Source organism: Armatimonadota bacterium (assembly GCA_013359125.1).
GTDB lineage: Bacteria > Armatimonadota > Fimbriimonadia > Fimbriimonadales > GBS-DC > JABWCR01.
Window position 1 is genome coordinate 107,663 of sequence record JABWCR010000002.1, and the last position, 13,945, is coordinate 121,607.

Here is a 13,945-nt window from a genome sequence, read left to right on the forward strand (position 1 = left end):
TTGACCCACAGATCAACCCCTTGGCGGGCTATTGACAGGAGGGTCGTATGCCTGACGCAGAATCCATTGTGCCCTACCGTCCCGGATTGGAAGGCGTAACAGCCGGCATATCGGGCGTTTCAGACATAGTTGCGGAAGAGAATAAGCTTCTCTATCGAGGCTACGATATCCGAGAGTTGGCCGAAAACTCCGAATTTGAAGAAGTCGCCTATCTGGTGCTCTATGGCGAGCTGCCCAATGCAACGCAACTTTCTCAGTTCAAGGCCGAACTGGTCGCCAATCGCGAGGTTCCCGAACACGTTTATCAAGCGCTGAGAGCCTTGCCGAAAGAGGCTGCGCAAAACATGATGTCGGTACTCCAAATGGGCGTTGCGGCATTGGGGGCGACAGAACCCTTGGCCAGAGACAACTCTCACGAAGCCAACCTGAAGAAAGCGATCAAACTGACCGGGCAGATGGCCACTTTGGTCGCCAACGGCTATCGTGCGGTAAGCGGTAAAGCAACTGTGCCTGGCGATCCGAACTTAGGCCATGCGGCCAACTTTCTCTATATGCTTCATGGCGAAAAGCCAAACGATCTGTTCGCCAAGGTGATGAACCTGACGTTCATCCTCTATGCCGAGCACGGCTACAACGCTTCGACGTTCACGGCTCGCGTGGTCGCTTCTACCTTGGCAGGGCTTCATTCAGCCGTTGCGGCCGCCATCGGCGCGCTGCACGGCAACCTGCACGGCGGCGCCAACGAAGCCGTCATGGACGATATGCTGTCCATTGGAACCTCCGATAGAGCGGAAGGCTGGGTGCGCGAGCGATTGGCGTCCAAACACCGAATCATGGGATTTGGCCACCGCGAATATAAGACCGGCGATACGCGGGCGGCCATCCTAGGAACCTATGTCGATCAGTTGGCCGAACTGACGGGCAAGAGCGACTTGGCAAAGATGCAGCGAATTATGCGCGAAACGGTGCTGAACGAGAAAGGCTTGCATCCAAACGTGGACTTTCCCGCCGCACCGATCTATTATATGATGGATATCCCGATTCCGCTCTACACGCCGATCTTTGCAGCTGCTCGCATAACCGGTTGGAGCGCGCACGTGATCGAACAGCACGATGGCAATCGGCTGATTCGACCTCGCAGCGATTACAACGGACCGGCGCCCCGCCCCTATGTGCCCATAGCGCAACGATAAATGGTCAACGGCAATTCTCGCACGGGCAAAGTGGGCGTTATCGGCGCAGGCTCGATGGGATCGGGCCTCGCGGCCCATTTCGCCAATTGCGGTTGGCAGGTCGAACTGTTGGATCAAGGCGAAATCGCTCAACAAGCGCTTGAAAAGATCGTAAAGACAGGGTTGCTCTATGATCCTGCTTGGGCAGCGCGCATTGTGCCCGGAAACGCTGAAAGCGATCTAGGCCGGCTTGCCGACGCCGATTGGGTCGTCGAAGCGATTATCGAACAGATTGAGCCCAAACGACAACTCTTTTCTCGATTGGCGGACGTAGTGTCGGGCGACTGTCTGCTGGCTACCAACACCTCAGGGCTTGGCATCGCAGAAATGTCGTCGCATCTGCCCGAAAGCGCGCGAGAGCGGTTTCTAGGCGCGCACTTCTTCAATCCTCCCCGACAGATGGCGCTTTTGGAACTCATCCCTACGGACGAATCCACGGCCCAGGTCGTCGATGGCTTTTGGAGCTTTGCCGAGAACGTATTGGGCAAACGAGTAGTGCAGGCCAAGGATAGGCCGGGCTTCATCACAACGCGCATCGGCATTTATGCGCTGGCCGCGTCATTGTCGGCGGCGGAACGGCTGGGCATCGCACCCGAAGAGGCCGACATGCTGATGGGGCCGCTCATCGGTCGGCCTCGAAGCGGCGTCTTCCGTCTGGCCGACTTGGTCGGATTGGACATCATTGCCAGCATTATTCGTAATCAGACCGAGCGTTTGCCCAACGACTTCTTCTTGCAGGCGTTCTCACTGCCCAGCACGCTTCAGAAACTGATCGATTCGGGTCGATTGGGCGAGAAGAGCGGCGCAGGATTCTATCAGAAGGAAGGCAAGACGATTCGAACGCTCGATTTTGCTTCGATGGAGTACCGAGACCGTATCGAGGCCAATGTGCCGATGGACCCCGACTTGCACAAGGCGCCGCTACCCGAGCGAATCAAGGCGGCGCTCTTTCTGCCATCGCCCTACGGAGATTTTGTGCGCGAGGCTTTGATGCTGCCGATCGCCTACGCCGCCGAGTATGCCGAGGAGATCGCATGGGACATACCATCCATCGATCAAGCGATGCGGCTGGGCTACAACTGGCAATTGGGTCCGTTTGAGTATTGGGACGCGATCGCGTCGGGCGTTTGGGAGGATCAAATCGGCCTATTGGCCAATCGACCGAACATCTCTGGATTGGACGCCGCTTTGGAGATTCTAAGCCAACTGCCCGCCGCGCCTCAAAAGGCGCCCGATGTCATCGAGGCGATGCGCCGCGAAGGCTACGATGCGTTCTACCGTCGCGAAGACGGCGTCGCGCGCTACTTCGACTTTGCCGGCCACATGGCCGAAAAAGACATCGAGTACGACTTTATCGTTATCGACGACCTAAAGGCTTCTGGGGCTGAAATTGAGGCGACCAAAGAAGCGTCCGCCATCGATCTGGACGACCAGGTGATGCTGATCGAGTTCCATACCAAGGCTAACGCGCTGACGCCCGAATTGATCGCCTTTACCGCGTCCTGTATAGAACGGGCAGAGCGCGAGTTTGACGCCGTCGTGATCGGCAATCAAGGCTCCATGTTCTCCGCCGGATTCAATCTGAAACTTTTCTTGGATTCGATGGAAAAGGCCGACTGGTCCGGCATGGAACGGATGCTGAAGGAGCTCCAAGGCGCCGTCTTGAAACTCAAGTATGCCAAGGTGCCGGTCGTTGCCGCGGTGCAGGGCATGGCGCTCGGCGGCGGATGCGAGGTGATGCTGCATTGCGCTCAGAGCGTAGCGCACGCCGAAGCGAACATCGGCTTAGTCGAGCCTTTGGTAGGCTTAATGCCGGCTGGCGGCGGCACAACCCTGTTGACCGACCGCGCGATAGCCGTCGCCGCGCAGGACGAGGATCCGTTCGCCCATCTAAAGCAGATATTTGCCGTTCTTAGCCAAGGCAAGCGGTCGTCCAATGCGCGCGAGGCTAAGCATTTAGGTTACTTGACGGCAAACGACGGTATCTCGATGAGCGCGGACCGGTTGTTGTTCCATGCCAAGATGCGCGCGATCGGCTTGGCGCACGGCGCCTATCGCGTGCCGGATCGCAGACCTATGAGGGCATTGGGCGAAGATGCTTTTGCGAGGTTGATGATGGAAGTGCATTGGGCGCGAGAGGCCCAGCAAATTAGCGAACACGACGCCTTGATCGCCGAAAAGATCGCTTTTGTGATGAGCGGCGGGCGAGTGAAGGGCGCTGTGGACGCAAGCGAAGAGTACTTCCACGAACTGGAGCGCCAGGTTTTTGTCGAACTCTGCCAGACCGAAGCGACCAAAGCCCGGATCGAGCACATGCTTGCTACCGGCAAGCCCCTGCGCAACTAATCCCGCCGTCCGGTCAGCCGATCAAGAAAACGCAGAGTTGGGTTCGTATCTATTATCTCACTGATCGACTTGCGCTCGGCGACGATGTGAAGCGCAAGCAGGGAGATGAGCGCGACCGCCATAGACCAGGTCGGTGTCGTGAGGAGCGCGGCGCCTAACGATGCTCCTAACAGGTTGCTCCCCGTGTCACCCAGCATCCAACGGCCCGCACGATCGAACGGATAGAGCAATACTGCCGTAACCCACAAGTAGGCGTTCCAAGGCATCCACAGAGCGAAGGCGCCAAGAGGCAGATAGAACGACAAAGCCCTGCCAGGACGAAGATCGAGCAAGTTCATGGCATTAGCACAGAGCGCTACCAATGGCATGGCGATCCAAACAGCCGCTCCCTCGACCGCATGGAACGCAAGGCAAATAGATAGACCCAGACCACCGGTCAGTTTCAACAGACCGGTCGTGAGCCTGCCCTCTGTCAGCGCCTTCAGGTGGCCGCGCAGACCTTTGGGCGAGTTTCCGCCGAACAGGTCGTCGATCAGTCCCAAGAGGCCAAATCCGAGCAGCGCCATCCAACTGAGATCTCCCCGTCCATTGATGAACCAACCGACCCCGGCCGCGCACAACACAGCCAACCCCATCGCGGGGAAAACGCGATCTCCGCGATAGTTGGGCCGCCGCCACCCAGCGCCCCAATGAACCGCGGCCGCAACCGCGACCGAGCAAACACAGACGATCAGGGTGATATTCTTACCCCTCGAATAGCGCGTCGGATGGCAAGGTATTGTCGTCCGCGATGCAGAAAGCCCTTCAGCGTCTTGCCTAACTCTCGATGCCGAATGTCGATCGGTATTTCTCCCACAGCGAAGCCCATCGATAGCGCGTCGTCCGTCAGGCCGACCTCTAAGCCATATTCTGGCGCCACGCCCTTGAGCGACTGGACCAAGCGATTCGACAAACAGCGCTGACCGCTCAACGGCGCTGCGAATCGGGCGCCATGCTTCCGTAGCAAGTAGTTCCTCGCCATTCGTGCGGCGAGTCCAAACCCGCCTTTCCTGGTGGAAGGCGGCGCGCCGACCGCCATGTCTAATTTGCCGCTGAGCACAGGTTGGATGAGCGCCTTGACCGCCGATGCAGTTTCTCCCAAGTCCGCGTCTACCAGCAAGCAACAGTCATATTTGCCTATGGCCCGAAGACCTCGCCAAACAGCGGTTGCTTTGCCCGGAGGCAGATCGGGATCGTGCAGTCGGATGACCGTTGCTCCGGCCTTTTCGGCCCATGTTGCCGTATCGTCCGAACTGTGGTCGTCCACCACTAAGACTTGCAAATCGCCGAGCGCCGCTATCGTCTGGACAATCGTAGCCGCTTCGTTTCGAGCGGGCACAATTGCTACGAACTCATGGCTCAATCTCGGCCCCTGGGTTTGCCAGCGCCTCGACAAGCAGAGCGCGACCTGTGTTGAGGTCCACCGCCGAAACAGAGGGAATGCGGAGCGACTTCAGATTGGATGGTTCCTTGCAAACAAGAGGCTCCGCACCGACCACAAAGATACCAGAGTCGATGAGAACCTGGACGGCAGCGCGCTCCTTGGTCGCCAACTGCGTCAAATCGTCATCCGGCGACAGACGGTCAAACCCGCCGACCACGATCACCGCGTCGGGCCTGCCGTTTATTCGACCACTAATCGCGATGCCTGCTCGACGGTGCAGATAAGACATGCTGGATTGGGGCGCGCCGGAGAGCGCCGTTGCGAGATTCGTCCATACGAGGCGCTCTTCGTCTGGCAAAAGCTCGCGCAGTCCGACCCGTATGATCGCGTCGGCGCGTCCTCCCGCGGCCTCGATGGCTCGTTCGACGGATGTTGTGGCCTCATCGTAATCGCCCGTCTGAACGATCGCGAGGCGACGGCCGCTGAGATGTCTGCCAGAAAAGGAGGCGGGCGCATCCAGTTGATTCACAGCCTCGCGATACCGGTCGATCTGATTGCGCAGGTCTTGAGTCTCGTTCGCGCGCTCGTCAATGCGCTTTTCTAACTCGGTCAGGCGATTCTTCAGATAATCGGGCACTGTGGGCGACAGATAGAGCGCGCCTAGCATCAGCCCGATCGCCAAGCAAAGCAGGCACGCCGAGAGGCTGGCCACGTGATAGCGCCAATCGCTCACAGTCGCCACCAGTTCCGCACAAGTTTCACGATGAACTGCCCAGTGGGCGAGAAGGCCAGCGCCACCGCCACGGGACAGAGCGCGGCCAAGAACAGCCATACGATCTCGCGCGCTTGCTTGCGAACCGAGTAAAGCCGCCCCACGCCCTTAGCGTCAACCAGCCGCGAGCCGACCTTCAGCCGGACCAAGAACGTGCTGGCCATGCCCGAACGCCCTTTGTCCAAAAACTCTTCCAGCGCAAAGCGACATCCGACGGTTACAATCAACGGGCAGTCCAATTCGTAAGCGATCAGCATAGCCAAATCTTCGCTCGTTCCCAGCGATCGAACGACCAGCGCATCTAAGTGTTTTTCTTCGGCTACGGCCATCCCTGGCGAGGGACGATCTTCCTGAGAATAACCGTGCACCCAAATCCGGGCACCGCACCGAAGGGCTTGATCGGAAACACTGTCTAAATCCCCGACGATTAGGTCTGGTCGTATCCCAATATCGAGCAGCGCCTGCGCGGCGCCGTCCACCGCAATGATGGCCGGGCGCGAATCCTGCATATAGCGACGAAGTGCCGCCAAATCTTCTTTGAAGCCGGGCCCCCGAGCCACGACCACCGCGTGGCGCCTGGCCAAATGAACAAGAGGCTCCGGCAGAGGCAACGGCTCTAGGATCGGTCGCCATTCTTGCTCCAACAGGTTCAGCGTGTTTTTTGCGAATGCTTCTAGCTCGGCCCCTACATTGGCTTTGGCGGTCTCGATCTGACGATCCACATCTGAAACAGTAACTCGATTCCCTTTGCATTGTCTGCCGCCTCCATACAGGACGGCATCGCCTTCGATCGCTACTCGGTCGCCTTCTTTGATAGAATTGAAAAACTCATCGCCCAACTCGTCGATCAGAGGAATTTTGCTATCCAAGAGCATTCGAGCGCCGTAGGCCGGGTAACGACCGGTAATGGAGCGTGCCGCATTGAGCACGGCCGATACGCCCGCATCGATCAGGCTTCGCGCGGCGACGGAATCGAGATCGGCGTGATGAATGAGCGCAATGTCTCCCCGCCGGAGCCGCTGAACAAGCCGTTTGGTCCGCTCGTCAACCTTAACTCGACCAGATATGCGCGACGGAACCTTTGTCGTTGTCTCGGTCGTCTTTGTTAGCGCCATAGCGCCCCCTGCGATATTGTAGCGCCTGAGTGTATAATCGGAGCGAGGGCCCGTAGCTCAAGGGCAGAGCAGGCGGCTCATAACCGCTTGGTTGGGGGTTCGAATCCCTCCGGGCCCACTCTCTTCGGGTATCCTTTTGAGCGTGAATCGTTGCCTCCTGTCCCTCGTCCTGCTGGTTGCGGCCTCCAGTTTGTTCGCACAACCCGTCTCCCAGGGCATCGCCGTCGAAATGGACGAGAAATTAGGGCTTAGCATCGATAAAGCCCGGTCGATCGGATCGACCTGCGTGGTCGTCAAAGTTCCGGCAAGCATTAGTCCAGAACTCTGGAAAGTCGCGATCGAAACGCTCGAATCGCGAAACCTGGGCTATTGGCTTTGGCTCCCAGACAGTTCGGCGCGCAATGCCGAAGGTTGGATCTGCCAACCCGAGCGCTATCGCCAGAACCCAGATCCAAAGGGCGTCTACAAGTTTCGGTCGGACACAGCCTCTCGCGCTTTAGCCTTCATTGTAGAAAAGCGAAGCGGCGATCTACGACGCAACATCGAGATTGAGTTAAAGGACGGCGAGGCCGCGTTTGGCGCTAGCGCCGACAACGAATTAGACGTAGCGCTTTACTATCCGTTCGGCGTCAGTCAGATGCCCGACTTCTGGGCCAAGCACGACGCGCACCGCGACCGATTAGCGCTGCTGCTACAGTCCAAGAGGCCCTCCAGGAGCCTTCTAGGCTGGATCAACGCCTCTCCGTCGCTCCCGTCTCAAGATCATTGGCGGGTGTTTCCCAACAGCCCAGAGTTTCAGCTGGATTGGGAGTCCTACCTGCGCGGCAAATATCAGGATGTGTCGGGATTGAACTTTGCCTGGAGGACGGACGTAGAGTTCAAAACGCATCGCGAGGCGGCGCAACGCTTTCCCCTGTGGGCCAACAAGCGAGGCGTTGCGGCTTTATGGAAGATCGGCGAGCGGCCCGTTCATGTGGATCAGGCGCGCACGCAGTTCTGGACCGATTATCACGATTTTCTAAGAATGCGATGCGAGACGGCCTACCGTTCGATGCAGAAGTTTTTGAACGCGCCCTGTCTGAGTTGGATGGAGTTGACCGACGGTTCCGATCTGTCTCCTTCTCCCGCTTGGTTGCCGCGCGATCGGGACGGCGCCGCCGTCTACATACCGTCCAATGTACGAGACCATTGGTTTGCCGCCTTGTCGCAAGCCGCCGGATCAATGGCCGACATGAAGGGTCAGCGTTTGGCGATAATCGAAACCGCAACCGCCACTAGCGCATTGGTCCAGACCTTAGCCGGCGTTGGCTTCTCGACGATCGTTTGGGAATCGAAGCCGGAAGACGCGATCGGAGATGCCCTGTCTGTAACTCCGACTGCTCGCCAGCCCGTGGCAGAGGCTTTCCCCATTTCGGCTTGGACGCCCGTCGAGCCTCAACTGATGGACGATGGCCGGTGGCTCGTGCCGTCTCAAACAGCTGTCGGAGGCAGACTGATCTGGATAGACGGCGTGTACGGTTACTGGACGATGGTTCAAACGGACGTAGGACCGCGGGTCCGGCTCTGCTTATGGACAAATAGAGAATCGAAGCAGCTCGTGCTGAAGTTCGGCGATAAGACGCCCATCTTCGCTTCGATGGCCGACGGCACGGCCGCTCAAGCGACTGTGCGGGGCGACCGGGTTACGGTCATGATTGGCTCGAGACCTACATTCCTTACTGGTTTTACCGCCTTGCCTTTGTGCGAGACAGCCATCGAAGATTTGGCGGCGCGGTTCAAACGGGCTGAGGAAACTGCATCGAATCTTAAGCGCGATCTATCCGTTCAGCGGTTCGGCTACAAGCAGGCCATGCAAACCTATTCAAAGAGCCCGCTCTCAGGCTTCGAGTTAGTGCGCCAAGCGGTCGAATCGGCCGAGCGCGCAGTCAGAAACTACGTCTGGTTAGAAGCGGAGAATGCACGGGATCACAATTTTGGCTCCTCGCGCGACTGGGCTGCGATTTCGGGCGGCGCCAGCTTGTGGCTAAAGTCCTCCATCCTCCCGACCGGTGGATACGACTACGCCAACTACAGTTTCAGCGCTCCTTATGACGGCGACTATGCGATCTGGGTTGCGGCCGCAGGGCTGTCGAGAGAGCTAGAATGGAGCGTTCAGCCCGATCCCAAAAACGAGGCGTCGAGCGGGGCCGAAGGTCGCTATTCTCCAAACGGAGACAAGGGCGCCAAGTACGCCGGGCGCTATGTTTGGCACCGAATCGGATCGGCGCGCATCCGACCCGGATCGCACGAGCTAACCTTGCGCTTCAAGGCGAACGGCGAGCGATACATCGAATTGGATGCCATCCTGATCGCGCCGAACGGCATCGTTCCGACCGGCGCATCACAACCAAGGCCTTAAGACAGGAACCAATGCCAAACCAAAGAAAAGACGAGGGAAACGAATGATCGACGAACATAAGACGACCGGGTTCGCCGTGGTTTTGGGCGCCGGCACGATGGGCGCGCAAATCGCGGCGCACTTGGCGAACGTCGGGTGGCGCGCGCTGTTGCTCGACATCCCGGGCGGCGAGCCAACCCCAGACGAAGCGGCAAAGGGTCTGACTGCAACCAGCCCAGAAGTTCGAAATCGTCCCGCTATTCAAGGGCTTGCCAAAGCAAAGAAACTCAAACCCGCGCCGTTCTATCATGAAAAGTTTGCCGATCGCATCCAGTTTGGCAATTTTGACGACGACCTGCCTAAAATCAAGGACGCCGATTGGGTGATCGAAGCCATCGTCGAACGGTCGGACATCAAAAGACAGATGTGGGACAAGGTACAGCAGCACGCAGGCCCCCAAACGTATCTCAGCACAAACACATCCGGTCTCTCCGTCTCCGAGATGACAGAGGGCTGCAGCGAAGAGATTCGCGCCCGGTTCTTTGGAGCGCACTTCTTCAATCCGCCTCGATATTTGAAACTGCTTGAACTGATTCCTCTCGATCAAACCGCGCAAGATACGATGGACCGTGCGGTCGGTTTTGGCGAAAAGGTATTGGGCAAGAGGGTCGTGATCGCACGGGACACCCCCGGTTTTATCGGCAACCGCTTGGGCATCTATTCGATGATGAGCGTGTTTCAGGCGGTCAAAGAGTTTGATATGACCGTCGAAGAGGTCGATGCGCTGACGGGGCCTCTGATCGGGCGACCGCGCAGCGCGACCTTCCGATTGGCCGACATCGTTGGCCTGGACGTGCTTGCCAGCGTTGCGAGCCATCAGCGCGAAAGGCTCGAAACGCCAGAAGAAAAGGCCGCGTTCGAACTTCCCGAAGTCGTGCAGACTATGCTTGCCGAAGGTCGATTGGGCGAGAAGAGCGGAGCCGGTTTCTTTCGACGCCTAAAGGACGGCACGATAGAAGCGATGGACCTGAAAACGGGCGAATACCGACCGCGCCAAAAGCCGCGATTCGACCATTTCGCCGAAATCGAAAAACTGCCCCTTAAGGAGCGCATCAAAGCCCTGATCGCGCACGACAGCCGAGAAGGGAAGTTTTTGTGGCGATTGTTCAGCGACGGTTTGTGCTACGCCCTGACGCATGGACCCAGCCTGTGCGACGACCCCGAGCCGATCGACAATGCGATCAAATGGGGCTTTGGATGGGAGATGGGGCCGATCGAAACATTGGACGCCATCGGCCCGCGCGCGTTCGCCGAACGCCTGGATGTCGTTCCGCCAACGCTTCAGCAACTGTTTAATTCGGGTCGCGAGACGTTCTATCAAGGCGATACGGTCTACTCTTGGTCGATCGGCGGCGCCCGGCAGATCGACCTCTCGCCCGAGTTTATGACGCCGGGGATCATGGCCGAAAAGCGCCCCAAACTTCTTGGCAACGCCGACGCCTCGCTGTACGACTTGGGCGACGACGTTTTTTGCGCGGCGATCCATTCCAAAATGAACACCCTCGGCCCCTCCGTAATGGAGACGATCCTGAAAGGCGCCGACAAAGCCGAACAGGAAGGCCGCGGCTTGGTGATAACGGGACTGGGCGACCACTTTAGCGTTGGATTCAACCTACAACTGTTCCTGATGATGATCGGCGCGGGCGAGTGGGACGAGGTCGCAAACGGCGCCCATGCTTTTCAGCAAAGTTTGTTGCGCCTTCGCTACGCCAAGGTTCCAATCGTCAGCGCCGTTTTTGGCTATACGTTGGGCGGCGCGTGCGAACTGGCCATGCACAGTTCGAGCGTCGTAGCTTCGGCGGAAACCTACATGGGGCTGCCGGAAGTCGGAGTCGGCATTATTCCTGGCGGCGGCGGCGCGAGTACCATGCTTCATCGCGCCTTAAAAGACCTTCCGGCAGACGCCGATCCCTATCCAGCAGTGCGCAAGATCATTGAGACTTTAGGATTTGGCAAGGTGGGCACGAGCGCGTTCGAAGCGCAAGAGTACGGATTCCTGCGCCCGGGCTTGGATCAGATCGTGATCAATCCCGATCGCGTTTTGTGGGGCGCCAAGCAAGCTGCCATCAACCTGTACGAAGCAGGCTATCAGCCGCCCGAACCGCCAAAGGTCATGGCGCATGGCGACGGCCTCTATAGCCGACTCTATGTCGAGCTTTACAATCTCAAGACCGGCGGTATGATGTCCGATCACGACTTCCTCATCCTTTCGGAACTGGCATGGATACTGTCCGGCGGCGACGGCGCCAGCGCAAAACCGATGCCCGAAGCCTACTTCTATCGGCTTGAGGTCATCGTAAACGCCAAACTGGCGCAACAGCCCAAGACCTGGGAAAGAATGAAGCACATGCTGGAGAAGGGCAAACCCCTTCGCAATTAAGGAGACCACGATGCAAGACGCTTATATAGTTGCTTCGGTAAGAACGGCGATCGGAAAAGCGCCCCGCGGCGCGCTGCGAAACGTGCGACCGGACGATTTAGGCGCATTTGCGCTTCAAGGCGCTTTGGCGCAAGTTCCCGGTCTCGACCCTAAGGAGATAGAGGACGTCGTCTTTGGCTGCGCAATGCCAGAGGGCGAGCAGGGCATGAACGTAGCCCGGATCAGTGTGCTGCGAGCCGGTTGGCCTATCGATGTGGCCGCCGCGACGGTCAATCGCATGTGCGCCTCGGGTCTGGAGGCCATTGCGATCGCGGCTCAGCGCGTTCAAACGGGCCAATGCGATGTCGCCGTCGGTGGCGGAACGGAGAGCATGTCGATGATCCCCATGGGCGGAACCATTTTCAAACCAAACCCGACGCTTGCTCGCAACTATCCCGATTCCTATCTGGGCATGGGGCTGACTGCCGAGAAACTGGTCAATGAGTACGGCATAACCCGCGAGGAGCAGGACGAGTTCTCCTACAACAGCCATATGAAGGCGGTCTCCGCTCAAGATTCCGGCGCATTCGAAGGCGAGATTTGGACGGTGCAAACGACCGAGCGCGACTACGGCCCGGACGGCTATCCAAAGGAGAAAGAAGTTATTCTTAAGCAGGACGAAGGACCTCGGCGCGATACAACCATCGAAGCGCTGGCGAAGCTTAAGCCAGCATTCTTGAGCGACGGCACCGTAACGGCGGGCAACAGTTCTCAACGGAGCGACGGCGCCGCTGCGACGATTCTGATGAGCGAGAGCAAGATGAACGCTCTCGGACTGAAACCGATCGCACGATTGGTCTCCTATGCGCTTGCGGGCGTTCCGCCGGAAACGATGGGCATCGGCCCTGCGTTTGCAATCCCCAAAGCGCTGGAGAAAGCGGGCAAAAAGGTCGAGGACATCGACTTGTTCGAGGTGAACGAGGCGTTTGCCGCTCAGGTGCTGGCCGTGTTGCGACAGTTCCCCCTGCCGACCGAACGACTGAACGTCAATGGCGGTGCCGTTGCACTCGGTCATCCATTGGGCTGTACAGGCGCCCGGCAGACAGCGACTCTCTTGAACGCGTTGCGAAAGAGAGGCGGGAAGTGGGGCGTCGTTAGCATGTGTGTGGGAGGCGGCATGGGCGCCGCGGCGGTGTACGAACTGTTATGAAACACAAAGGCGACACGGCGATCGACAACCTCTCCGCTGCATTTGGTCGAATGTTGATCGCGCTGTATGCAGCCGAAAAGTGGGCCGTTACTTTAGAAGACCGCGAAGAGGCGGCCAGGGCGATCCGCATGTCCGAAGCGATGGAAGCGGAGGCCATGGCCGCGTTTGGACGAGATAGCGTTGCGCCCCTCTTGAGGCAATTGGTGCGCGAAACGGGCGATTTAGCCGCAATTAGACGCTATCTAACCATGCCGGACCGCACAAGATCGCATCACTATGCATAGGGAGGCTGACTGAATGAAGGTGTTGACGCCGATCAAGCGCGTGCCCGATCCGTTTGCCAAGGTAACGCCCGGACCGGACGGACGATCCGTCGTTGTAGATGGCGAGAAGCACGTTATCAACCCATTCTGCGAGATCGCGCTTGAGGAAGCGATTCGACTCAAAGAAGCCGGCATGGCCACCGAAGTTGTAGCCGTAACGGTTGGAGGCGCAGAAGCTGCCGAGCAGCTTCGAACTGCGCTGGCAATGGGCGCCGACCGAGCCGTCCATATCCAAGTTGACGAGACGCTCGATCCGCCCGCGATCGCAAAGCTCTTGGCCGCCTTCGCAAAGCGCGAGTCGCCTCAAATTATTCTATTAGGTAAGCAGGCCGTCGATTTGGATAACAATGCGGTCGGTCAATACCTCGCCGCCTATTTGGGAGTCCCCCAAGCGACCTTTGCCTCCAAAATTGAAATCAGCGGAAGCGAAGCGACGGTTGCAAGGGAAACCGACAGCGGCATCGAAACCATCCGAGTCGCCTTGCCTGCCGTCATTACAACCGATCTGCGGTTGAACGAGCCTCGGTACGTTTCGCTCACAGGCATAGTTCGAGCAAGAAGCAAGCCGTTGGAAACGCTCTCGCCGGCCGACTTGGGCGTGTCGGTGCAAGCCAGCGTGCGCCTGATAAGCGTCGAGGCTCCCCCCAAGCGACAGGGCGGTCGCAAAGTCGCCTCTGTATCCGAACTTGTTCAAGCCCTCAAGGAAGAAGCAAAGGCTATCTAATCAC

11 protein-coding genes and 1 tRNA gene are annotated in these 13,945 nt (G+C 58.4%); 8 read left to right on the forward strand and 4 right to left on the reverse strand.

All coding sequences use genetic code 11. The annotated features are described in order from the left end of the window. The first annotated feature begins 47 nt into the window (after positions 1-47). Positions 48-1,193 carry a citrate synthase gene (locus HUU60_01835; GenBank protein NUL81447.1) on the forward strand — a complete coding sequence of 382 codons (1,146 nt, stop codon included), beginning with the start codon at positions 48-50 and terminating at the stop codon, positions 1,191-1,193. Next, positions 1,194-3,578, forward strand: a complete 2,385-nt coding sequence (locus tag HUU60_01840; GenBank protein ID NUL81448.1) for a 3-hydroxyacyl-CoA dehydrogenase/enoyl-CoA hydratase family protein — start codon at positions 1,194-1,196, stop codon at positions 3,576-3,578. Here HUU60_01840 and HUU60_01845 read toward each other — a convergent pair. The 4 genes from HUU60_01845 to HUU60_01860 all read right to left on the reverse strand — a co-directional run bounded on the left by HUU60_01845 (position 3,575) and on the right by HUU60_01860 (position 6,888). Next, positions 3,575-4,144, reverse strand: coding sequence for a hypothetical protein (locus HUU60_01845; protein NUL81449.1), 570 nt, complete (start codon positions 4,142-4,144; stop codon positions 3,575-3,577). The genes HUU60_01840 and HUU60_01845 overlap by 4 nt on opposite strands. A 164-nt stretch (positions 4,145-4,308) precedes the next feature. Continuing rightward, positions 4,309-4,980: a glycosyltransferase gene (locus HUU60_01850; GenBank protein ID NUL81450.1), complete on the reverse strand. Its 672-nt coding sequence runs from the start codon at positions 4,978-4,980 to the stop codon at positions 4,309-4,311. Continuing rightward, positions 4,970-5,734, reverse strand: a complete 765-nt coding sequence (locus tag HUU60_01855) for a copper transporter (GenBank protein ID NUL81451.1) — start codon at positions 5,732-5,734, stop codon at positions 4,970-4,972. The genes HUU60_01850 and HUU60_01855 overlap by 11 nt, the downstream gene beginning before the upstream one ends. Continuing rightward, entirely contained in the window at positions 5,731-6,888 is a 1,158-nt protein-coding gene (locus HUU60_01860) for a DUF115 domain-containing protein (GenBank protein NUL81452.1), read from the reverse strand. Before HUU60_01860 ends, HUU60_01855 begins: the two co-directional genes overlap by 4 nt. A gap of 46 nt (positions 6,889-6,934) precedes the next feature. On the opposite strand from HUU60_01860, the gene HUU60_01865 reads away from it, so the two are divergent. The 6 genes from HUU60_01865 (at position 6,935) to HUU60_01890 (ending at position 13,941) form a co-directional block, all read left to right on the forward strand. Beyond that, a tRNA-Ile gene (locus HUU60_01865) sits at positions 6,935-7,006 on the forward strand. Positions 7,007-7,030: 24 nt separating this feature from the next. Then, positions 7,031-9,286: a hypothetical protein gene (locus tag HUU60_01870; protein ID NUL81453.1), complete on the forward strand. Its 2,256-nt coding sequence runs from the start codon at positions 7,031-7,033 to the stop codon at positions 9,284-9,286. A 43-nt stretch (positions 9,287-9,329) separates the two neighbouring features. Further along, positions 9,330-11,705 (forward strand): enoyl-CoA hydratase/isomerase family protein, encoded by a 2,376-nt coding sequence (locus tag HUU60_01875; GenBank protein ID NUL81454.1) that lies wholly within the window; start codon positions 9,330-9,332, stop codon positions 11,703-11,705. Between the two features lie 10 nt (positions 11,706-11,715). Then, positions 11,716-12,894: a thiolase family protein gene (locus tag HUU60_01880; protein ID NUL81455.1), complete on the forward strand. Its 1,179-nt coding sequence runs from the start codon at positions 11,716-11,718 to the stop codon at positions 12,892-12,894. Further along, entirely contained in the window at positions 12,891-13,178 is a 288-nt protein-coding gene (locus HUU60_01885) for a hypothetical protein (protein ID NUL81456.1), read from the forward strand. Before HUU60_01880 ends, HUU60_01885 begins: the two co-directional genes overlap by 4 nt. Positions 13,179-13,191: 13 nt before the next feature. Beyond that, positions 13,192-13,941, forward strand: a complete 750-nt coding sequence (locus tag HUU60_01890) for an electron transfer flavoprotein subunit beta/FixA family protein (protein NUL81457.1) — start codon at positions 13,192-13,194, stop codon at positions 13,939-13,941. The last annotated feature ends 4 nt before the right edge of the window (positions 13,942-13,945 follow it).

What these genes read in the sequence shown, in the direction of transcription:
- HUU60_01835 (NUL81447.1), top strand. Translation starts at nt 48, where the DNA reads ATGCCTGACGCAGAATCCATTGTGCCCTACCGTCCCGGATTGGAAGGC.
- HUU60_01840 (NUL81448.1), top strand. Translation starts at nt 1,194, where the DNA reads ATGGTCAACGGCAATTCTCGCACGGGCAAAGTGGGCGTTATCGGCGCA.
- HUU60_01845 (NUL81449.1), bottom strand. Translation starts at nt 4,144, where the DNA reads ATGGCGCTGCTCGGATTTGGCCTCTTGGGACTGATCGACGACCTGTTC.
- HUU60_01860 (NUL81452.1), bottom strand. Translation starts at nt 6,888, where the DNA reads ATGGCGCTAACAAAGACGACCGAGACAACGACAAAGGTTCCGTCGCGC.
- HUU60_01875 (NUL81454.1), top strand. Translation starts at nt 9,330, where the DNA reads ATGATCGACGAACATAAGACGACCGGGTTCGCCGTGGTTTTGGGCGCC.
- HUU60_01880 (NUL81455.1), top strand. Translation starts at nt 11,716, where the DNA reads ATGCAAGACGCTTATATAGTTGCTTCGGTAAGAACGGCGATCGGAAAA.
- HUU60_01885 (NUL81456.1), top strand. Translation starts at nt 12,891, where the DNA reads ATGAAACACAAAGGCGACACGGCGATCGACAACCTCTCCGCTGCATTT.
- HUU60_01890 (NUL81457.1), top strand. Translation starts at nt 13,192, where the DNA reads ATGAAGGTGTTGACGCCGATCAAGCGCGTGCCCGATCCGTTTGCCAAG.